General features: G+C 39.9%; 19 protein-coding genes and 1 riboswitch. Of the genes, 9 read left to right on the plus strand and 10 right to left on the minus strand.

Annotation, left to right across the window (positions count from 1 at the left end; all coding sequences use genetic code 11):
• The first annotated feature begins 1,132 nt into the window (after window positions 1–1,132).
• Window positions 1,133–2,182, plus strand: a complete 1,050-nt coding sequence (fbaB, locus tag EAE92_RS18945) for a class I fructose-bisphosphate aldolase (RefSeq protein ID WP_214069205.1) — start codon at window positions 1,133–1,135, stop codon at window positions 2,180–2,182.
• 151 nt (window positions 2,183–2,333) lie between these two features.
• Here fbaB and thiD read toward each other — a convergent pair whose 3' ends face one another.
• Together thiD and cspE are read right to left on the minus strand one after the other, a co-directional pair.
• A complete protein-coding gene (gene thiD, locus EAE92_RS18950) occupies window positions 2,334–3,134 on the minus strand; it encodes a bifunctional hydroxymethylpyrimidine kinase/phosphomethylpyrimidine kinase (protein ID WP_214069231.1) in 801 nt (266 codons plus the stop codon).
• A gap of 40 nt (window positions 3,135–3,174) precedes the next feature.
• Window positions 3,175–3,267, minus strand: a riboswitch (TPP riboswitch).
• Between the two features lie 115 nt (window positions 3,268–3,382).
• Window positions 3,383–3,592 carry a transcription antiterminator/RNA stability regulator CspE gene (gene cspE / locus EAE92_RS18955; RefSeq protein WP_036781809.1) on the minus strand — a complete coding sequence of 70 codons (210 nt, stop codon included), beginning with the start codon at window positions 3,590–3,592 and terminating at the stop codon, window positions 3,383–3,385.
• A gap of 601 nt (window positions 3,593–4,193) precedes the next feature.
• Here cspE and pagP point away from each other — a divergent pair.
• Window positions 4,194–4,817 (plus strand): lipid IV(A) palmitoyltransferase PagP, encoded by a 624-nt coding sequence (gene pagP / locus EAE92_RS18960; RefSeq protein ID WP_214069206.1) that lies wholly within the window; start codon window positions 4,194–4,196, stop codon window positions 4,815–4,817.
• Between the two features lie 67 nt (window positions 4,818–4,884).
• Here pagP and EAE92_RS18965 read toward each other — a convergent pair whose 3' ends face one another.
• Window positions 4,885–6,264, minus strand: a complete 1,380-nt coding sequence (locus EAE92_RS18965; protein WP_214069207.1) for an amino acid permease — start codon at window positions 6,262–6,264, stop codon at window positions 4,885–4,887.
• 169 nt (window positions 6,265–6,433) lie between these two features.
• The gene (gene mgrB / locus EAE92_RS18970) at window positions 6,434–6,577 is read right to left on the minus strand and encodes a PhoP/PhoQ regulatory lipoprotein MgrB (RefSeq protein ID WP_082300881.1); all 144 of its coding nucleotides are present in this window, start codon (window positions 6,575–6,577) and stop codon (window positions 6,434–6,436) included.
• A gap of 315 nt (window positions 6,578–6,892) precedes the next feature.
• Here mgrB and EAE92_RS18975 point away from each other — a divergent pair, with 315 nt between their 5' ends.
• Window positions 6,893–7,276 carry a helix-turn-helix domain-containing protein gene (locus EAE92_RS18975; RefSeq protein ID WP_214069232.1) on the plus strand — a complete coding sequence of 128 codons (384 nt, stop codon included), beginning with the start codon at window positions 6,893–6,895 and terminating at the stop codon, window positions 7,274–7,276.
• 404 nt (window positions 7,277–7,680) lie between these two features.
• Here EAE92_RS18975 and yddG read toward each other — a convergent pair whose 3' ends face one another.
• On the minus strand, window positions 7,681–8,586 hold the full coding sequence (gene yddG, locus EAE92_RS18980; protein ID WP_246545295.1) for an aromatic amino acid DMT transporter YddG: 906 nt from the start codon (window positions 8,584–8,586) through the stop codon (window positions 7,681–7,683).
• A gap of 344 nt (window positions 8,587–8,930) precedes the next feature.
• Between yddG and EAE92_RS18985 the strand changes: the two genes are divergently transcribed.
• Window positions 8,931–9,365, plus strand: a complete 435-nt coding sequence (locus tag EAE92_RS18985) for a DUF805 domain-containing protein (protein WP_214069208.1) — start codon at window positions 8,931–8,933, stop codon at window positions 9,363–9,365.
• A 364-nt stretch (window positions 9,366–9,729) separates the two neighbouring features.
• Here the strand turns inward: EAE92_RS18985 and EAE92_RS18990 are convergent, their stop codons facing one another.
• The 3 genes from EAE92_RS18990 to EAE92_RS19000 all read right to left on the minus strand — a co-directional run bounded on the left by EAE92_RS18990 (window position 9,730) and on the right by EAE92_RS19000 (window position 15,560).
• Window positions 9,730–10,548: an N-acetylmuramoyl-L-alanine amidase gene (locus EAE92_RS18990; protein WP_214069234.1), complete on the minus strand. Its 819-nt coding sequence runs from the start codon at window positions 10,546–10,548 to the stop codon at window positions 9,730–9,732.
• 251 nt (window positions 10,549–10,799) lie between these two features.
• Window positions 10,800–12,272, minus strand: a complete 1,473-nt coding sequence (locus EAE92_RS18995) for an alanine/glycine:cation symporter family protein (protein WP_036805057.1) — start codon at window positions 12,270–12,272, stop codon at window positions 10,800–10,802.
• Between the two features lie 2,394 nt (window positions 12,273–14,666).
• On the minus strand, window positions 14,667–15,560 hold the full coding sequence (locus EAE92_RS19000) for a LysR family transcriptional regulator (protein ID WP_214069209.1): 894 nt from the start codon (window positions 15,558–15,560) through the stop codon (window positions 14,667–14,669).
• Window positions 15,561–16,354: 794 nt separating this feature from the next.
• On the opposite strand from EAE92_RS19000, the gene folE reads away from it, so the two are divergent.
• Together folE and EAE92_RS19010 are read left to right on the plus strand one after the other, a co-directional pair.
• Window positions 16,355–17,050 carry a GTP cyclohydrolase I gene (gene folE, locus EAE92_RS19005; protein WP_214069210.1) on the plus strand — a complete coding sequence of 232 codons (696 nt, stop codon included), beginning with the start codon at window positions 16,355–16,357 and terminating at the stop codon, window positions 17,048–17,050.
• On the plus strand, window positions 17,047–17,631 hold the full coding sequence (locus EAE92_RS19010) for a 6-carboxytetrahydropterin synthase (RefSeq protein WP_105399407.1): 585 nt from the start codon (window positions 17,047–17,049) through the stop codon (window positions 17,629–17,631). Before folE ends, EAE92_RS19010 begins: the two co-directional genes overlap by 4 nt.
• 195 nt (window positions 17,632–17,826) lie before the next feature.
• On the opposite strand, the gene EAE92_RS19015 is transcribed toward EAE92_RS19010, so the two are convergent.
• Together EAE92_RS19015 and icd are read right to left on the minus strand one after the other, a co-directional pair.
• On the minus strand, window positions 17,827–18,201 hold the full coding sequence (locus EAE92_RS19015; RefSeq protein ID WP_036805038.1) for a hypothetical protein: 375 nt from the start codon (window positions 18,199–18,201) through the stop codon (window positions 17,827–17,829).
• A gap of 321 nt (window positions 18,202–18,522) precedes the next feature.
• Window positions 18,523–19,776, minus strand: a complete 1,254-nt coding sequence (icd, locus tag EAE92_RS19020) for an NADP-dependent isocitrate dehydrogenase (protein WP_046395879.1) — start codon at window positions 19,774–19,776, stop codon at window positions 18,523–18,525.
• A 138-nt stretch (window positions 19,777–19,914) separates the two neighbouring features.
• Here icd and rluE point away from each other — a divergent pair, with 138 nt between their 5' ends.
• From rluE to mnmA, 3 genes are all read left to right on the plus strand, one after another.
• Entirely contained in the window at window positions 19,915–20,544 is a 630-nt protein-coding gene (gene rluE, locus EAE92_RS19025) for a 23S rRNA pseudouridine(2457) synthase RluE (protein ID WP_214069211.1), read from the plus strand.
• Window positions 20,537–20,986, plus strand: a complete 450-nt coding sequence (locus tag EAE92_RS19030; protein WP_214069212.1) for an NUDIX hydrolase — start codon at window positions 20,537–20,539, stop codon at window positions 20,984–20,986. The genes rluE and EAE92_RS19030 overlap by 8 nt, the downstream gene beginning before the upstream one ends.
• An 84-nt stretch (window positions 20,987–21,070) precedes the next feature.
• A complete protein-coding gene (gene mnmA, locus EAE92_RS19035) occupies window positions 21,071–22,174 on the plus strand; it encodes a tRNA 2-thiouridine(34) synthase MnmA (protein ID WP_214069213.1) in 1,104 nt (367 codons plus the stop codon).
• Window positions 22,175–22,176 lie beyond the last annotated feature (2 nt).

Consider the following 22,176-nt stretch of genomic DNA (forward strand, 5'->3'; position numbering starts at 1 on the left):
GGGGTATAGGTGCTATGATAGGCATAACTCAGTCCGTTTAGTGGTTTGGGATTATCTACAATTGATCAGATTGCAAAAATTGGACTGAGTTCCCTCCAAGTGTTCTACTATTTTGAAAAGTTATTTAAACATGGTTATTTATCATATATAATATTGAAACGTGGTTATAAATAAAATGACAAAATAAAAGATTATTCACACCAATAATTAAGACCAATGAAACTTATATCAAAAGCTGTTAGAAAAATATGAACACCTAACCTTATAAAACTCACTTAAATAATATATAAATATATTATATTTCTATAAAACACTCAATGACAAAACATTAACCTTAGAGGTATGAATAATAAAATATAAAGAATGATTTTATTTACCGGTTAACTAAACTACTCAAAAAACGCAACAAGTCAATATTAATCAATGAGTTATTTATTGAGAATGATAAATTCACATTAGTTTTCGCTCCAAAATCACCCAACAATTTTATCAATTCCATCCAACAACATTGTAATATTATAAATCAATAAAGAACAATAACTAAAAAATTGATTCCTTCATAAATAAAAAGGCACTCTTGGATTCACATAATAAATTTATTTCCATTTTTTGGTATCGATAAAGAGAAATAGTTAAACTTATAGTATATAATCTATATAGATAAAAAACTTAAACAAATAAAATATAAATTATTTTCCCGAAATTTTATAGAAATAGCAATACATATCCAATCAATAATGAAAACATTTCATGGTTGAATAATAAAATCCAAGGAAATATTAACAATATCAACAAAGACGATCAGTTTAACTATATTGATATTTAAATTTATCAAAACCCAATCAATATCAATGTTATAAATACAATGAATAATTTATTCTTTATCAGTATTAAATTTCATACATCTATTTATCTTATCCAAGAAAATTGTCTACTAGCAAGCAATAGGAATTACAGAAATATATAACTCAACACATAAAGATCTTACGTTAAATAGCCACGCTCTAAGTAATAAAATTCTCTTTATCCCCCCACCTGAAGCGATCCACTACCACTTCCCTCCCAATACAACTTGTTATCCTAAAAAGGATAAATGACAATCAATGATATCTTTTCATAACTGGAGTAAAACATGACTGATATCGCTAAGTTGTTAGGCAAAGATGCGGACAATTTATTGCAACATCGTTGTAATACCATCCCAAGTGAAAGTCTCTATCTGCCAAGCTCCGATTTTGTTGACCGCGTAATGATCGACAATAACCGACCCAATACAGTTTTGCGCTCCATGCAAACATTGTTAAATCATGGTCGTCTTGGCGGCACTGGTTATTTATCTATTTTGCCGGTGGACCAAGGCGTAGAACATTCTGCCGCCGCTTCTTTTGCAGCAAACCCTCTCTATTTCGATCCCAAAAATATCGTTGAACTGGCTATCGAAGCCGGCTGTAACTGTGTTGCCTCTACTTATGGCGTGTTATCCTCTGTTTCTCGTCGTTATGCTCATAAGATCCCATTTTTGGTTAAACTGAACCATAATGAAGCACTGAGCTATCCCGCTCAATATGATCAAACTTTATATGCCAGTGTTGAACAAGCATTTGAGATAGGCGCCGTTGCGGTTGGCGCAACGATTTACTTTGGCTCTATTGAATCACGGCGTCAAATTGAGGAAATTTCAGCCGCCTTTAAACGGGCGCATGAATTAGGCATGGTAACGGTGTTGTGGGCCTACCTACGCAATTCCGCCTTCAAAAAAGAGGGAGTAGATTATCACTCCAGTGCGGACCTAACAGGCCAAGCTAACCATTTGGCCGTCACTATCGGCGCCGATATCGTTAAACAGAAAATGGCCGAAAATAATGGCGGCTATACTGCAATTGGTTTTGGTCATACCGATAAACGTGTTTACACTAATTTGACTAGCGACCATCCTATCGATCTGGTCCGTTATCAGATAGCTAATTGCTACATGGGACGCGCCGGTATGATTAACTCAGGTGGTGCATCCGGTAATAATGATTTGAGTGATTCAGTTCGCACCGCCGTCATTAATAAACGCGCAGGCGGTATGGGGCTAATCCTTGGTCGTAAAGCGTTCAAAAAATCCATGAAAGAGGGCATTGAATTGATTAATGCGGTTCAAGATGTCTATCTGGATAAACAAGTGACTATCGCGTAAGTCAAGCTTGTCGCCGGTGATAATGAATAGAATGAATAGATAGTAGGTCGCTGCCAATGTTGAGCTATACTGCTCTCACAGCATAAATACCTTACTCTTCTTATTCATTATCACTTTCTCACCAAATCCCGAAAACGCCAGTCAGTTATTCTCACCACCACTGATGAAAATGGTGTACAGGCCCAATGCCTTTTCCTACCTCTAACGAGTCCGCCTGTTCTAACGCCGCCTGGAGGTATGCTTTGGCGACAGGCAGGGTTGTCTGCCAACTCGAATAACGTGGACGTAAAGCAGCCAATGCAGCGGAGAGCGTACACCCTGTACCATGAGTATGACGCGTATTGATTCTGGGCGCAGTAAAACGCCATTCACCCTCAACCGTAAATAGCCAATCAGGGCTTTCATATTCTGTAAGGTGCCCGCCTTTCAGTAAAACGGCTTCGCATCCTAGCGATAATAATTCACGCCCTTGTTTTTGCATGTCCGTTTCGGTTTTTGCTACAGAGCACTTTAATATCGCCGCGGCTTCCGGCAAATTTGGCGTAATCAGCGAAACCTTCGGTAATAATCGTTCAACAACCTCGGAAACCGCTTCCGGCGTCAGCAACGGATCGCCACTTTTCGCAAGCATTACCGTATCCAATACAACATAAGGAACGGAATAACGACTTATTGCGTCGGCAACAACAGCAACGTTGGCTGCATTAGATAACATGCCTATCTTAGCGCTATCAATTCTGATATCTGACAGCACGGATTCAAGCTGTGCCGCAACAAAAGTAGGATCGATATTATAAATAGATTGCACGCCGCAGGTATTTTGCGCGACAAGCGCTGTCATTACTGTTGTGCCATAAGCGCCAAGCGCGGAAAAAGTTTTCAAGTCGGCTTGAATGCCGGCACCGCCGCCAGGATCAGTACCGGCAATTGTCAGTGAGTTGATTCTCATTATAAGCGCCTCTTCCAACCAGCAAGAGAAAAGCAAGTATCAGGAAAAGACACCATGACTTCCCTACGCTGGCATTATCCAGATCAGGTATTACGGGTTCATCTCAGCTCAATAAAGAGCGCCCCGAGCCAAAAACAAAAACACCCTATCAGCTAACCAACAGGGTGATATCGGTATGTCATTGTTGCCAGTAAAAAATCAATCAGACAACAAATTTACTTCGTCAATCCAAAATGATCGACAAAAAGAAGTTATGCTGTAGTGACGTTTGCCGCAGAAGGACCTTTCTGACCGTCCTGAATTTCAAACTCAACTTTTTGGCCTTCCGCCAGAGTTTTAAAACCCTCGCTCTGAATAGCGCTAAAATGCACAAACACATCTTTGCTGCCATCAGCAGGAGTAATAAAGCCAAAACCTTTTGATTCGTTGAACCACTTTACAGTACCAGTGATTTTTGCCATTTTAAGAATTTCCTTTGGATCACTTAATTCTAATTCGCCGTTTCGGCGCAACATAAAAACTAGAGCGAGTTGCTGCTATTAACAGAACCGTATAACAGAACCGTACCTCGTTTACCCGAACGATTTATCACATATTCTTAATATGATGGCAAGCCATTTTTTATCAGCTATGGAGCTAACGCACATATTTAAAATTCTTAACAACAATTATTGTTTAACATAACTGCAAAAATTTGAAAATCCAAGGTTATCCTAATTAGCTTACAGTTTATCCACTCAACAAAACCCCAGATAACATAAATAATACTAATTTATTTTGCCTATCTTATTATTAGATTTTTTATATCTATAGTATGTTCATAGAGACCAATCTCTACTGTCTGGGTGAAAGAAAAAGTCAACACATTCCCAAGATTAGTCGACTAAAATATCAGTATTAAATATACCCAGTTAATACCTATCACATCTTAATATTAATTTTTCGTTTAACTTTTATTGAAAATAGCAAGAGTAGAATTCCTGAATTTAGATGTTTGTCATATTTTACGTGATGCACAGGATCTTCCCAATTTATGTCGTCGGGAAATTGGAGCAATAAATAATGAAGTTTAATTTAACCGCAACCTATACCCTATCAGCCACTCTTTTAGTCTCATCTGGGACAGTGTTTGCAGCAACGGCAGATACTGCTAATAAGTCATTAGCAACGACTGAATCTCACACACCGATCGGTTATAGCAACAATTCAGGTAGTTTATGGGAAAAATTCAACAGTAATATCGCTCTCACGTGGGATGCGCCCAACAATGAACTTTATCTGCCGGTAATTACTTGGCATAACAGGCATACCTACGATAAAGAGAAAATCGATAGATATAATGAGCGGCCCTGGGGTTTCGGCTATGGTAAATATCGTTACGACCAAGACAATGATTGGCATTCCCTTTATGCAATGGCTTTTATGGATTCTCATAATCGTTTGGAACCCATCGTTGGCTATGGATTTCAGAAAATGTGGATACCCGGTGATTTAGATGGTTTCCGAATGGGAATCGGTTTCACTTTAAGCGTTACAGCTCGTCATGATTATTATTATGTCCCTATTCCACTGCCATTACCGTTATTCTCCATAGAATATGATCGGTTATCGCTGCAAGGGACATATATTCCCGGCACATATAATAACGGTAACGTCCTCTTCGCTTGGTTACGTTGGCAATGGTAACTGGATAAAAAATACCAGGCTGTGTAATATCAGCCTGGTATCTTCATAGCGATAATCCAAATATATGTTATCCCTGCTCCTGTGATCTCATTTTATCACGGCGGGAACGAGACATTAAAAACCCAATCCATAACACACCCACCCAGAATGGCATCAGGATGACTGAAATACGGATGCTGTCCATCATTAAAATAATGACGAGTATAAAGGCAAGGAAAGCCAGACACAGGTAATTACCGAATGGATACCAAAATGCCTTAAATGATGGCTCTATTCCCTGTTTAACTTTTTCTGCCCGGAATTTTAAATGAGCCGTACAGATCATAACCCAATTAATCACTAACGTTGTTACCACCAACGCCATCAATAATTCAAATGCTTTGCCCGGCATCACATAATTAATCAATACACCAACGGACGTTGCCAAAGCAGACACGACAATGGCTCTGATAGGAACACCACTCTCATTAACTTTTGTCAGCATCCCAGGAGCATTGCCTTGTTTTGCTAAACCGTACAGCATCCGGCTGTTACAATACACACCGCTGTTATAAACGGACAATGCGGCAGTTAGGACAACAATATTCAGAACGTTAGCTACCCAGAAACTATCCAGGTTGTGAAAAATCATAACAAATGGGCTTTCACCTTCAACGACATTGCCCCACGGATAAAGCGACAATAACACGGTCAGAGAACCAATATAGAAAATCAATATTCTGTATACTACCTGATTGGTGGCCTTAGGAATGCTGATACGTGGATTTTCCGCTTCTGCTGCGGTAATACCTACCAGTTCCAATCCACCAAAAGAGAACATGATCACAGCCATTGCCATGATTAGGCTGGTGATGCCATTAGGCATAAAGCCGCCATGTTGCCAAAGGTTAGTAATACTGGCCTGAGGTCCGCCATTTCCGCTAACTAACAAGTAAGCGCCAAACACAATCATACAGATAATGGCGGTCACTTTAATGATGGAAAACCAAAATTCTGTTTCACCATATAATCGGACATTAATTAAATTTACTGTATTGATTAAGACAAAGAAGACGGTTGCAGAAACCCAGGTTGGAATATCAGGCCACCAGTAGTGGATATACATTCCCACAGCCGTTAATTCAGCCATGCCAACCAGAGTAAACATCGCCCAGTAATTCCAACCTGATAAAAATCCGGGAAAATCCCCCCAATATTTATACGCGAAATGACTAAACGACCCCGCTACAGGCTCCTCGACCACCATCTCTCCTAGCTGACGCATAATCAGAAATGCAATAAAGCCTGCGATAGCGTATCCTAAAATTACGGAGGGACCTGCCATTTTTATGGTTTGTGCAATACCGAGAAACAACCCAGTCCCGACAGCCCCCCCCAAAGCAATAAGTTGAATATGCCGGTTTTTTAAACCGCGTTTAAGTGTTGACCGCTGCGATTGTCCTGCCATCTTGTCCTCTTGATGCAACTTCTATCTTGTTATTAGTGGGAAAACAACCGCTTCCCCTTATCTGCTTTATTCAAAGCAAACAAAACACTAGCTTTAAAGGGTGGATATTGAAGATATATGTTAGCACAGATATATGACGGGAAAATGGCTGATGAGTATCAGCAACTAATCAGAAAGGCAGATATCGAGTCACAGAACAAATACCTGAATCAAACTTTCCCCCCTGATCACAATAGCTATCCAAAGCTAACAGATACAAGAACAGACATATTCCAAGTAATACTAAGATTGCAATGGTTTTTTTTATGTCCAATTCTATTTCCTTTAAGTTCGGTCAGAACGCAATACGTTAAGAATAAAGTTGGAAAATGATATTTTACAACAATGAAACAAGAAAAATATTCATCCTGTGCTTTCATTGCGAAAAAATCGTACCCGCAACAATATGTATGCTAACAACATATCAGAACACATTTAAACAAATACTAACCATGTGGATTCTATTCACTATAACAAAAAAATCAATTGTCACATTCAGTTACAATCCAAATCGTGATGTCAACGCTTTGTCATCTTTAGAAAAAGTTGTGTATACTTCCTTTCATTTTCAACCAGAACAAAATTGTTAATGCCACAGGATAATCACTTAGCACTTGTATGCGCTCTCAGCAAATGGATTGAGAATCACCTTGGCCGGGTAATCCACCTGGAAGAACTGGCAGCTTACTCCGGTTACTCGCTTTGGCACATGCAGAAAATATTCAAGGAAGTCACCGGCATTTCGCTTGGTAAATATATCCGCCAGCGACGCCTGGCCGGCGCTGTTCATCTTTTAAGAAACAGCTCTTTGCCTATTTTTGATATCGCTTTAGATTTCGGCTTCGGCTCTCAGTCTCATTTCACTTACATGTTCCGCAAAGAGTATGGCATAACGCCCTATGATTTCCGGCAGAATCCAGATATTAAGCTCGAAGTTAAATTACCTCTGCATTTCGCTACCCACTGTTCGTGACACGATAATCAGAGAATATTGAAACAGGCAATTATCCAGCAATACAACCGTGCTTTCCGGTGAAAGATAAAGAGCTCCAACCCTTGTGTTCTGACTTTTATTTGATGCCAGGCACAATACTTCCCTTAGCAAGACTCTCTGGGTTTCATGGCTAGATGGACAGAGAGCTCTGCCGGATTTTTTAACGGCGCTTGGTTTTCGTTAACATGAATTTGAAAAACGGATAAACCAGATGCCAGTACCTTTGGTATTTCATCCCTGATATACCCTATGGATTTCAAGTTGCATCGCGACGGCAAGGGAGCGAATCCCCGCGAGCATAGATAACTATGTGACCGGGGTGAGTGAGTGCAGCCAACAAAGAGGCAACTTAAAAGATAACGGGTATCTTGATTCAACGGGTATCATCTGGCTTTAGTCGCTAACCAGCAAACAATTGATCCTACGGTAACCATTAGCACTCCTTGCCAAAATGAAAAAGAGAGGGCAGTGCTAAGAAGCAATGATGAAAAAGCCGTAGATATTATCGGCGTGAAATAAGACAATGTAGCCAATAATGCAACATGTCCCCTGATGATCGCAACAGTCCAAGCTGCATTCGCCCCCCCCATAACCGCTCCAGCAAACAATAATATGCTGATACTACGCAGGTTTATCGCCATTTCAGGAGGAGACGTAAAAAAATATTGAATCCATAATGCGAAAGCCGTAAGGATAAAAAATAACGACATGCCATTCTTACCTGCCGCCATTATTTTCGTAATGTTACAATACATCGCCCAAATAATTGCTCCCGCAAAAGCCAGCCCATAGCTTAACGGATTGCTCTGGATATTTCCTACCATCTGTCTGAATGACCAACCATTGTCACCACTCATCACCCAACCGATCCCCAGAATAGATAATAATAAACCAGGATATAACCACCAATTCACTTTCTGCTCATTAATAATCACTGTGAGTAAAACAGTAAAACCTGGCCATAGATAGTTGACCATACCCAACTCAATTGCTTGAGCACGGTTATTAGCGAAGCCTAATGCAAGTGATAAACAGATTTCATAACTGACAAATAATAGACTGCCAAGCCACAAGTAAACTCTGGGAAAAGCGCTGACTTTTGGGAAGCCCATTAGCAGAATCAGAAAAATTGATCCAACAGTATAAATCAGCGCCGCGCCTCCTACAGGCCCAAAATCTTCACTCACACTTCTTATCAATCCAACGATTGTACTCCACAACACAATCGCCAATATTCCATACAGAGTCGCTTTATGTTGTTCGATCCTTGTTTTCACATCTCTCCCCATAGTTATTCTTGATCTGATTCTCTATTACACTGTTCAGGCATCCACATCCCCAACTATTCGCCATCAATTGACATGTAATGCCATCAAGAAATGACCAACTACCTCAATATCTGAGATAAACAAACAACCATTTGCCAAGTTTCCCCAAATAACCTAAATACCAAAAAGATCATAAAGCACATAAACTACCATATAATTTAACAATCATCACGTTATTCCTACATATTTAATTATCGAATTACGTTTAAAATATTCCCATCTAATATCTGATTCATATTTTTCTGTTCATACTATCGTTAGATCAGTTATTATCTGTCCCATTCTTATTTATCTGACTATTATTTATGAACGATTCTCTAGTGAGTTCAATAAAAAGCTATTTCAGCCAAAGATTGAGTAGAAAAGATTATATTATTAGCTTTATTAAAATAGCCGCTATTTTAGGAATATTGATCTTTCTCTCAGGTTATCTAGCAGAAAACAATTACGCGGCCCACATGCAATATGAGTTATCAGTGTGGTTATATATAATCTCTATTGGTCTATGGGCAATGTGCTCCTTCGCTACGGTTTACTATTTAATCATGAAAACAGCCTACAGATTTAATGATGTGGGGCTGTATGGTTGGCTAGTCTCTATTTTTATCTATCTGTGCAGTATGTTACCAAACTATTTTCCCGACAAAAACAAAATAATAATATATTCACCCTTTATCAGTCTAATTGGAATTATCCTGGCATTGATTCTGCCAAAAAGGAAAAATAATAAAAAAAATTAATATTTTCTCCATATCGCAAAAATTTCATTTAATCTGACTATTACTTAAGACAGTAATAGTCACTATAAAATAAAGCGACGATTATTTATATACACTGAATATTTTATTACTTAGCCATAACCTTAATTCTTTCTCTATAGAAATAATAATGAAAGCCGCCTGATGTTAAAACAGTGATAACAGGAAAGATGTGATCAACAACTGCCGAGGTAAGACTGTCATTGCAGGTTAAAACAAAGTGAAGAAAGGCTCGAAGAATAGATCATGAAAATCTATAGAGTTAATGAGAAGAATCATGCCATAAAGGTCACTCCGATAAAGTTATTCTTATGGCACGATCGCAACGAGATATTACAAATCAAAACTACTTTTTATATTTCTCAACCAGAGCCAGAGCTATCGATTCAGTTTGTGCATCAGGATTACCACTGATGTCATCTGGCCTGAAATGCATCTGGAACGCACTGATTGTTTTACGGGTATCCTCATCAAGCACACCAGTTTGTGGAATGGTGTAGCCATATTTAGCCAATGTCTTCTGAATTAACTCAACAGAAGCACCATCATTCCACTTTCTACCCGCCATATACTTTTCAACGGTTGCATCATCAGGCCATGCACCGATACCTTGTTCAGCCAAACTCTTCCAAGGGAAAAGTTTACCTGGATCATACTTTCTCAAAGGTGCAATATCACTGTGACCAACGACATTAATAGGTTCAATGCCATAACGTTGGATAATATCTTTCGCCAAACGCGTTAATAGATCGATCTGCTGCTCATTAAACGGATACCACTCTTTCTCAAGTAGCATTTCCGTAAATCCTTTATTAACAATTTCAATGCCAATCGAAGTGTCATTCAAGTCTTTCCGACCATTCCATCCACTAACACCAGCATGCCACGCCCTCTTATCTTCAGGAACCAGTTGCAAAATAACAGGCTTGCCTCTCACATAATTCGGTAACGATGGGAGCAAATAATGAGCACTAACACCGCCCTGAGTGAGTATACGTAAAGAATCTTCATCATTGACAGCGGTATAGTGGAATACCAAAAACCTCACTCTGTCATTTTGACCTTGTGAAGGAAAAGAGCTATCAACTTTATAAGTGCCCCGATCTTCCAGGCTGGAACACCCCGCCAATAGCATAAATAAGCCAACTAATATGATCTTCTTCATCATTTCCCTGTCCTACCTATTAATTGAAAGCAAGATAATAACACAAAGAAATCAAATGAATACAAAATAAAATTTATGTTTTACATGATTTTTTTATAAAACTACCGGTTTTGCTCTTGACATAGACCACAAGTAAAAATGCCTTATTCCCATAAGTTAGATGGAAATAAGGCAAGAATAACAGATGAAACGTGAAAGGCTATCAGCCACTATGTTGTTAAATAGTATTAACGATACTGTGTGCTAGCATTTCACTTGCGGTCAACCGCTTGGTTAGATTGGGCAAGAGTTGCCGTTTCTTCCCAAATACCAACTTCAACTTTTTTCTGAATCTCAGGATACTGATTGATATCAAATGTCGGTAATTTACCAACACGTCTCTGTTGGTTGTAATCTTTTGCGAGCTTAAATGCGACGCCAGAAAGCAACAAAATAGCGGTCAGGTTAGTAATTGCCATCAATGCCATAGACAAATCAGCCATTTTCCAAACTAAAGGCAATTCAGCCAACGAACCAAACATCACCATACCCAACGCCGCCAGACGTAAGATCACTAAACCAGCAGTATGATTACGTTCAAGGAATACGATATTGCTTTCAGCATAAGCATAATTTGCAATGATTGATGTGAATGCGAAAAAGAAGATAGCCAGTGCAATAAATTCAGATCCCCAATCACCAACAGCGGAAGACAGTGCTCGCTGAGTCAGTTCTATTCCACTTATTCCCGAAATATTGCCATCAAGCACACCCGATGACAGGATGATAACAGCAGTAGCGCTACAGATAACCAGAGTATCCATAAAGACCCCTAGCATTTGCACATAACCCTGAGATGCTGGATGAGGAGGATATGGAGAAGCAGAAGCCGCAGCATTGGGCGCTGAACCCATCCCTGCTTCGTTTGAAAACAGCCCGCGCTGAACACCTTGTGTCATCGCCTGTGCAACACCATAACCAACGGTGCCTGCGACTGCTTCCTGCAAACCGAATGCGCTTTTGAAAATTAATGCAAACACTTCTGGCATGCGTTCAAAGTTATGACCGACGACCCAGAATGCCAGAATCAGATAAGCTATCGCCATAAAAGGGACAACCAACTCTGCAACCCGAGCAATAGAGCGCAAGCCACCAAAAATAATGATCCCGCTAAGAATCACCAAACCGATGCCGACATATAAGGGATTGAAATCGAATGCGAAAGCAGCAGCCTGAACGATGGAATTTGCCTGAACAGCATTAAATACCAGACCAAAAGCAATAATGAGGAATATGGAGAACAGAATGCCCATCCAACGTACTCCAAGCCCTTTTTCCATATAGTAGGCCGGACCACCGCGGTAATTCCCCTTATCGTCTTTTGTCTTGTACAGCTGGGCAAGTGTACTCTCAATAAAAGAGGTTGCCATCCCAATCAGAGCAACCATCCACATCCAAAAAATGGCGCCAGGCCCACCGGCCGTTAAGGCGATTGCCACACCAGTAAGGTTACCGGTGCCAACCCGCGCTGCTAAGCTGGTACACAGAGCCTGGAATGATGAAATACCTGCACTGTCAGATTTTTTACTGTTTTTCAATACTGAAAACATGTGCCCAAAATGGCGAATCTGTATAAAACCTGTACGTATCGTGAAGTAAATACCGGCGCCAAGAAGAAGATAAATCAGCACGGAGCCCCAAAGGATACTGTTAAGGCTGTTAAGAAAGCTAATTAGTTCCGTCAAGATATTTTTCCCCTTAAATTAGTAAACCCAGTCTGACCACAAAATCGTATCCGGCAGAATTCATTGCGCCTAATATGCCTTTATAATTAACAAGTAACACAATGCTGTATAAAAAAACACAGAGATACCGGTCAGAAAAACACTATGAATGTAACACAAGTTTGAAATTAATGTGTAATGTTTACTGACCTTTTTACATTATCCATCAGATTAAATGAATGTTTGGTGTACTGTTTTTGACTGATAGTTAATAGATATGGCATTCAATCAACTATTGCCCGTCAGTCATTTCATACACTTTTGGCGATGCCTCCTACCTGTGATTCACAATAAGCTACATATATGAAACCCATTACTATTATGAAGCTCACGACTATAAGCCCTCATACAAGTAAAAGAAGTTCTACCAACGAGCCATTTGTTAATTAAATCAACAACCAATTAATATCAAGAAAAAAAATTCAAAAATAAGATATTGTGATTAATTTTGTGAGCAGATTATCAGCTTTAACAAAAAAATCATCATTAATTTAGAAAATTTCGCATAGTGACATCCATCACATAAAACATTAAAAATCAAAAAGATAAAAAAATCCCTTATCAGATCACAATGAAATACCAACACATACACTCAATGTAGGAAATATCATCCCAATAAATAACATAACATGCAAAAAACTAATAAAAACCTTAACCTATATCTGATATTTATCTGTAGGCATCCTCAATCACAAGAAAAAATGATATTTTTCTCTTAGCTATTTGTGTTAAGTATCATTAAACTTAAAAAGTTTTTAACGAATTTCTCCCACTTCTTCATCTGATTATAACGAACACATTTCTGCTTATTTTTTTATTCTCAAAATATCTTTAAATATATATCTAATGCCTCCTATTACTCTATTTTCCACAAGATGATTGTCCAATATTTCCGCAAGAGGATTAAAATAAAATGACCATAAAATCGGCATAATAAAATCCTTTTTTATAAAAAATCAAGGAGTACTCTGATTGCCTTTTGGAAGCAAATAATATTTATTCGGCAAGTTTTCCAGCTTCATCAGGACAAATTTGATCGACTGCCAGATAGATTGAACATTTAATAAAGCTTGTAGAAAATTTACCGCATGAGCAATAGAATTTAAATAAAATCGGGTACACTGCAAAATAAAGTTATTACAATGATATCACCACGTTGAATTTCCCTAAGACTGGATGCCACGAGTAGAGGTATCTCAAAAATACCAAGACTCAACGTTGGCAATCCATCGTGATAGCCAGTTAGAGATAGTTTGACTCAAATTCCACCCACCATTTTGTTACAACAACTCATGAATACCTATACCCTATGGATTTCAAGATGCATCGCGACGGCAAAAGAGCGAATCCCCGAGAGCATAGATAACTATGTGGCCGGGGTGAGTGAGTGCCGCCAACAGAGAGACAGCTTGAAAAATAACGGATATATAAGCATCAAAATTCTCCCAAACGGACAGTGATATGTTAATCACCACTTCATTCGGCTATAAAAACAACAGACTTAACCCAACTATACAATAGCTAAAATCAATTTTTGTTTTACATTTATCAAACATTGTGTTTTAATTTCCGTAAAATATTATTTCATTTTGAAACTATTTTATAAAAAATGTGAAAAAACTTCTCTTATATGCAACATAAAACTGGATCTTTTATTATCTACTGCTAATATTTTCATTTGTTATCTTTTACAAAAAAAATATGTTTATGAAGTTAATATTGTATAAATATCTCACTTTTATTCTAAATGCATAATTTAAACAATATACGTTGAGGTTATGAATGATGTTAAGAAAAAAAAGGAAGAATCCTACTGATAACAATTTACCTATAAGAGTCTATCGTGGGAGATCTAAATATGAATACCACCCTCCATCAGGGGGTTCAATATCCATTTGTTGTTTAAGTTCACCATTGTCTGTCGTTTGGGAGGAATATGAAAAAGTTCTTAATAAGGAAAAACAATAACTAAATAATAACACTTTAAATATTATACAGTAAGTACTCTATTTACAGTTATAAAACCAGCGGGAGAACAAACTCCCGTTAGCGGTTTTACCTAAATACACACGCAAGAAAGATTTTTACATGCTATTAAATTAACTATCCAGTTTTAACTTCTTACATCTACTTGTCACTCATCAAACCAAGCTGATCATTCCATTCTTTCTCAAGATAGGTATCTTAAGCCCTCGACTCCGATTGATATGAAAACTTTCATCAGACATTGGAAAAAAATGGTCAAATATTTGCCAGAAATTCGCAATTCTCTATCAATTTAGATATTTAGACGATTGCGAATTGCACTTTAATCAGCACTAGCAGAACTCCAAAAGGCTCTTTCCCCTAATAAGATCAACAAACACTGGTGTACAAATTTCCAACTCTTTCTTCAAACCGGGCAAGTTCTTCTGTTAACGGGGCATCAAGCCTAAGCATATACGTCACCAGTTTAGGAATATCACCAGCGAATGGTCTTATGGCGACGTCGCCATGCCGAGCCAGGTTGATCTGTGACTCCCCCGCCACCCCAATCCCATATCCAGCGGCCACTAAAGTTAGCAAAAGGTCAAAACTGGCAACCTTTTCAGATATAGATGGCGCTAACTTTGCATTTTGTAATATAGACAGCACCGGCTCCAAATATCCCTCATACGCCTCCTGACCACAGATGATCAGTGGATAGCGTAAAAGTTCATCTAACGGCACTTCTTTATACGCTAAAAGCGGATGCCTGATAGGAATAGCCGCCACCAACGAATCATACCAAGCCGGCATGGCAATGATGCCATCGCCTGCTGTCATAGATTGAGCAAATCCCACATCAAAAAGGTTGTCACGTAATCCATTCATATGTTGAGCTAGAGGTATCTCGTGTAAGCGAATGTCCATCCCTGGCTCGTCCTCACGGCATTTTGCTAACAATTCAGCTAATTTAGGCGGTGTAGCGCCATCAGATAACGCAATACGGAGCTGACTATGGAATCCAGCCGAAACTGCTTTCACACTATCACGAACCTGACCAAGTACGGAAAAGATGCGAGGAGCCTGCTCCAGTAAAATTTCCCCCGCACGTGTGAGCCGGATATTCCTTGTGGTACGCACGAATAACATCGTACCAAGATCAGCTTCCAAATTTTTAATTATCCTTGATAGCGGTGATTGTTCTATATGCAGGCGCTGCGCAGCTCTCGCGAAATGTAATTCTTCTGCTACCGCCACAAAACACCGTAAATGTCGCAATTTCATATATATGCAACCTCCATCTTTCTCTAAACAGACTTATGCCTATTCTTTCTGAACACATCTTTATTTGTCCTTTCAGATCATCTAAAAGCGTTCAGTTTTAAGTTGGTGTTGTCCCGTAGGTTAGATCAGGGCCTATATTATCAATTCCGAATTACATAAAACCTCCTTTAGTAAATATGTTATAACCGATCACCGGGCAAGATTTGTCTAACCTTGGTAAAAAACAGTATCTGATAGTTGTGAAACCGCTCTCTATCTGGATGCCATTCATATAATTAATTAATTTACTTAATGAATGAGTCCCAAACTGTACGTCAATACATTTACAATAACAATAAATAAGACTCATTATTTTCTCTGGAAAGATAGGTATTAAATATTCATATCAAGAAATTAAAATAAGCAGAAATAACGGCACATCCTATAGATTTCAAGATGCATCGCGACGGCAAGGGAGTGAATCCCCGGGAGCATAGCGAACTGTGTGACCAGGGTGAGCGAGTGCAGCCAACAAAAAGGAAACTTGAAAGATGACGGGTATATAACATATCTAACTTAATGCACAATTTCACAACGTGACTAAGTGAGCGGGAAAACACGAATCCCAGTATCAGTTCCCCCAATTAAGACTTAAAAGGTCTTAAGAGTGACTGCAAAAGACATGATACCCACCACTATTTTATCTAGCATTTAGATAGTAAGGGACTAAATACTGATGGTCCGTTAAACAAAAATGCGCATTTTTCTAAACGGATCATAATGAACCATTTAGTGACAATAACGAGGTACCTACTGTGGAACCAAGAGATTTAGAAATTTCTACACATGGATTTGCAGATGGAATATCCATGCAATTAGCAAAAAAACGCGCATTACACGGACCCAATGAGACTCTGACCAAAACAGAACTTAACCTTATCATAGATAAAGCTGCTATATCATTCGGAGAATTCCTGACCGCCCTTGGCGTAGACTGGCAAAATGATCCTAATTCGAAAGACACGCCGAGACGTGTTGCGAAAGCTTATGTACTTGACCTATGGAAAGGTCGATACAAACCAATGGGACCTATCACTACATTTCCGGCAGATAACTACGATGGCATTGTATTCGACGGCTGGATCGCTCTCGACTCCATGTGCTCTCACCATCATCAAGCAATCAGAGGCTATGTTCACGTTGCCTACATACCAAGTCAACATGGCCGCGTTCTTGGCCTGTCAAAGTTAAATCGAATCGTCGAACATTTTGGCAGACGTGGACTTATACAAGAACGATTAACAGCAATAATCCATAATGCAGTAAACCAAGTATGTGAAAGAAATCAGGGTGTCGCAGTATTGATAGATGCATCACACAACTGTGTAAGTTGCAGAGGTGTACGCCACCAGAAAAGTCGGATGAAGACACAAATGTTCTCAGGTGTATTCGCCGATACTAATTCACCTGCCAAGCAAGACTTCTATGAGTTGATTAGAGGTACCGCATGACAATTCAATACATTACACGTAAAGGTTCTTTTGACTCCGCTCATCGAGTCATGAACGAGAGGGTGAAATGCTTCAATATCCACGGACACACTTATCTGTATGAACTCACTTTCTCATTTGAACAGATGCAGCCAATTGGATACGCGATAGATTTTAAAGAGATAAAGCGTATCGGCGCAGCATGGATTGATGAGTATCTGGATCACGCCTCGATTCTTAATCCCAAGGATGCAGATTTTATATCCGCTGTCCATGCTACGCGCAGTAAATTTAGACTCATGAGCTTAAATCGTAGTGGCGAGTACTGCAATCCAACCGTTGAAAATATTGCAAAAGAGATATTCCTCACTATGGAAGTTCTTTTTAGTGAATGGGATAGCCTCAAAATTCACCACGTCAGACTCTATGAAACACCCAATTGTTTTACAGATTGCAATGCCGATTCGATTCATGAAGAGGAACGTAACGCATTTCTCAGCCAACGGTTCGAGGAGCTGAAAGCTTATTCACAAGCAATGGGCCGGTTTGAATATGACTCAAGAAATATTGTTACACCAGATTCCACTTATAGGCGCTTATAAAGCAATAAACCACGGTAAATAGGTGTAACGAGGACTTACCAATATAGACAGCGATATCTTACGGCCAACAACCTTGTTATCAATACCCTTCAATTTTCGATGAACTGGAAGATACTGTAGCCAAAAAGCAATGAAACAGAGAAAAAATAATAGATGAAAGAATAAGTTAGCAGTAACTTGCAATAAGGTTGCAAGTTACTGGATAACAGCTGCCGCTTTAAAAATATATTCTTTGAATAGCAACGCCAACGCCGCAGCAACAATAAACCATTGAAGTCGATCAAATTTACCTTCAAGTTTATCAAAACGTTTATCTATGGATTCAAAACGCTTATCCATAACTTCGAGGCGTCTATCTATTAATTCGAATCTCTTATCAACAGATTCAAAGCGTTTATCAATAGATTCGAAACGCTTATCAAGTGACGCAAAGTTAGCCTCAGTCTCACGGCGCAGATTATCCACGCTTTCCTGAGTTGCAAGATGTTGCATATTCTGACCGCGATGTAAGAGAGCATTTAACACATCGCTCGTACTAAACTCTATTTTTTTATCATCTGAGCCACTCATCTTTTACCCCCCTCTCCCTAATCAGACAGAACGAATATTAACCTCAGTATACACTCTGTCATATGTGACTTGCAAAATTTCATGCCTAATGAAACAACAATATATACCTTTTAAGTGATTGAGATTTTCCAATTAAGGCTATAGGGCATAAAAAGGTAAAAACGACAGATAACTATCTGAAAAAAATAAAATTGAAGAATATAACGCAAAAAAACACGTTTATTTCCACTATTTTTGAGAATTTTACAGCAAAAATCCCTGTAAATTCAGAAAACCCCACGGAAGCATTAGCTACCGTGAAGTTTTCACAATGATGACGGATTACATATGCTGAATAATCGCGTCACCAAATTCGCTACATTTCAGCAGCTTAGCGCCTTCCATCAGACGTTCGAAATCATAAGTCACGGTCTTCGCGGCAATCGCGCCTTCCATACCTTTAACGATCAAATCTGCGGCTTCTGTCCAACCCATATGGCGCAACATCATCTCAGCGGAAAGAATCACAGAACCTGGATTCACCTTATCCTGACCGGCATATTTAGGCGCTGTACCATGAGTCGCTTCAAACAAGGCACATTCATCACCGATGTTTGCTCCCGGAGCAATGCCAATACCACCAACCTGAGCAGCCAACGCATCAGAGATGTAGTCACCATTCAGGTTCATACAGGCGATAACATCATATTCAGCAGGGCGCAACAGAATCTGCTGTAAAAACGCATCCGCGATGACATCTTTGACAATGATCTCTTTGCCGTTTTTCGGATTCTTAATTTTCACCCAAGGGCCGCCATCCAACAGTTCACCGCCGAACTCTTCACGAGCAAGCTGATAACCCCAGTCTTTGAAAGCACCTTCGGTAAACTTCATAATGTTGCCTTTGTGAACCAGAGTGACAGATTCACGGTCATTATCAATTGCGTATTCAATGGCAGCACGGACTAAGCGTTTAGTGCCCTCTTCAGAACAGGGTTTCACACCGATGCCACATTGTTGTGGGAAACGGATTTTATTTACGCCCATCTCCTCTTGCAGGAATTTGATCACTTTATCCGCCTCGGCAGACCCTGCTTTCCATTCAATACCGGCATAAATATCTTCCGCGTTTTCACGGAAAATAACCATGTCAGTCAATTCAGGTTGTTTAACCGGGCTTGGCGTTCCCTGGTAGTAACGAACAGGACGGAGACAAACATACAGATCTAATTGCTGACGCAATGCTACGTTCAGAGAACGAATGCCGCCGCCAACCGGCGTCGTCAGAGGACCTTTAATAGCTACGCGATATTCACGGATCAGATCCAACGTTTCATCCGGCAACCAAACATCTTTACCGTATACATGAGTAGATTTTTCACCGGTGTAGATTTCCATCCAGGAAATTTTACGCTCACCCTGATAGGCTTTCTGAACCGCTGCATCGACCACTTTCAACATTGCAGGGGTAACATCGACACCAATTCCATCCCCTTCGATATAAGGGATGACCGGGTTATTCGGAACAACCAGTTTACCTTTAGCGTCGACTGTTATTTTTTTACCTTCCGCCGGAATAACTACTTTGCTTTCCATTAACCTCTCCTTCAAGTAAGCGTAATACCTTGTTAATTTTTTGTAAGGGACGTGTCAATACTACTTGAATATTCTGCGAACGCCAATTGATAGCAGACTAATGTATAATACCCCTTCCATTTTATGCAGTGATCTATAATGACAAATTTCTCCATTAAAAAACACAGACTTAACCGATTCAGCCAAAGAAAAATATCACATTCTGTCAAAAAACCAACAGAACCTCGTCGAGTGTTGATATTTAACAAACCTTACGATGTTTTACCCCAATTCACCGATGAAATGGGCAGAACAACACTAAAAGACTTTATCTCGTTGCCTAATGTGTATGCCGCCGGGCGTTTAGATCGCGACAGCGAAGGATTATTAATTCTGACCAATGACGGCAAACTTCAAGCGCAGCTAACCCAACCGAATAAAAAAACGGCCAAAGTTTATTATGTACAAGTTGAAGGCATTCCAGATGAAGCTGCTCTCGATAAGTTACGCAATGGCGTCATATTAAAAGATGGGCCTACCCTACCCACAAGCGCCGAGTTAGTTCATGAACCAACATGGCTTTGGCGTCGCCAGCCACCGATTCGTGAACGTAAAAATATCCCGGTAAGCTGGTTAAAAATAACACTTCATGAAGGCCGAAATCGTCAAGTGCGCAGAATGACAGCACATATCGGTTTTCCCACACTTCGGCTGATTCGTTTTAGTATGGGAAACTTGCAATTAGGCAAGATGAAACCTGGTGAATGGAAGGAGATCAATTTTGTTTAGTCCCCACGTCACAGTTGCCTGTGTTGTCCATGCCCAAAATAAATTCCTGGTCGTTGAAGAGACAATTAATGGCAAAGCATTATGGAATCAACCCGCTGGTCATCTTGAGGCTAATGAAACATTGTTACAAGCGGCTGAACGCGAATTATGGGAAGAGGCCGGTATTCAGGCTAAACCACAAGCGCTACTGAAAGTTCATCAGTGGGTTGCGCCAGACGGCACACCCTTTATCCGTTTTCTGTTTCTGGTTGAAATGGAACAACAAACCGTAGCCAATCCACAGGACCGTGATATTGACTGTTGCCATTGGGTTACAGCCGAACAAATATTCAATAGCCATTGTCTTCGTTCTCCTCTCGTCGCAGAAAGTATCCGCTGTTACCTGCAAAATGAAAAATATCCTCTCACCCTATTGAATAGTTATGTTTCTCCGTTTATTTAATAACAAAACAGTAATACGTTTGATGCGCCCCTGTCTGCGACGTGTTAAAGTACGACGCTTGTTTTTTTCTCCAGTGAGATTCCCATGTCAGATAACAGCCAAAAAAAAGTCATTGTCGGCATGTCCGGCGGTGTAGATTCCTCCGTTTCCGCTTATTTGCTACAACAACAAGGTTATCAAGTGGCTGGCTTGTTCATGAAGAATTGGGAAGAGGACGATGGTGAAGAGTACTGTTCAGCCGCGGCTGATCTGGCTGACGCCCAATCCGTTTGCGATAAGTTGGGCATCGAACTTCATACCGTCAATTTTGCTGCCGAGTATTGGGACAATGTTTTCGAACATTTTCTTTCTGAATATCGAGCGGGCAGAACACCTAACCCAGATATTCTATGTAACAAAGAAATTAAGTTTAAAGCATTTCTGGAATTCGCTGCTGAGGATTTAGGCGCGGATTACATCGCAACAGGTCATTATGTCCGTCGCCAGGATATTAACGGTAAAAGCCAATTATTGCGTGGGCTGGATAACAATAAAGACCAAAGCTACTTCTTATACACTCTGAGCCACCAGCAAATTGCTCAAAGCCTATTTCCTGTCGGTGAACTGGAAAAACCGGAGGTTCGTCGTATCGCCGAAAAAATCGGTCTGGCGACGGCAAAGAAAAAAGATTCCACCGGTATCTGTTTTATTGGCGAGCGTAAATTCCGTGATTTCCTTGGCCGTTATTTACCTGCCAAACCTGGCCCCATTATGACTGTAGATGGAGAAACCGTCGGTGAACATCAGGGGCTGATGTACCATACATTGGGCCAACGTAAAGGTTTAGGCATCGGTGGAACGAAAGAAGGCAGCGAAGAGCCGTGGTATGTCATAGATAAAGATGTTCAGAACAATATTCTGATCGTGGCGCAGGGGCATGAACACCCTCGTTTAATGTCTACCGGCCTTATCGCTCAACAACTTCATTGGGTTGACAGAGAGACATTAACTGAAAAAATCCATTGCGTCGTCAAAACACGTTACCGTCAGCAAGATATTCCTTGCACTGTCACCCCCATAAACGAAGATAAAATTGAAGTCCGTTTTGCTAACCCTGTCGCCGCAGTCACCCCCGGCCAATCAGCCGTTTTTTATCAGGGTGAAGTTTGTCTTGGCGGCGGCGTGATTGAACAACGTTTGCAGGAGTAATC

Origin of the sequence: Photorhabdus hainanensis (assembly GCF_018448965.1) — a bacterium.
Lineage (GTDB): Bacteria > Pseudomonadota > Gammaproteobacteria > Enterobacterales > Enterobacteriaceae > Photorhabdus > Photorhabdus akhurstii.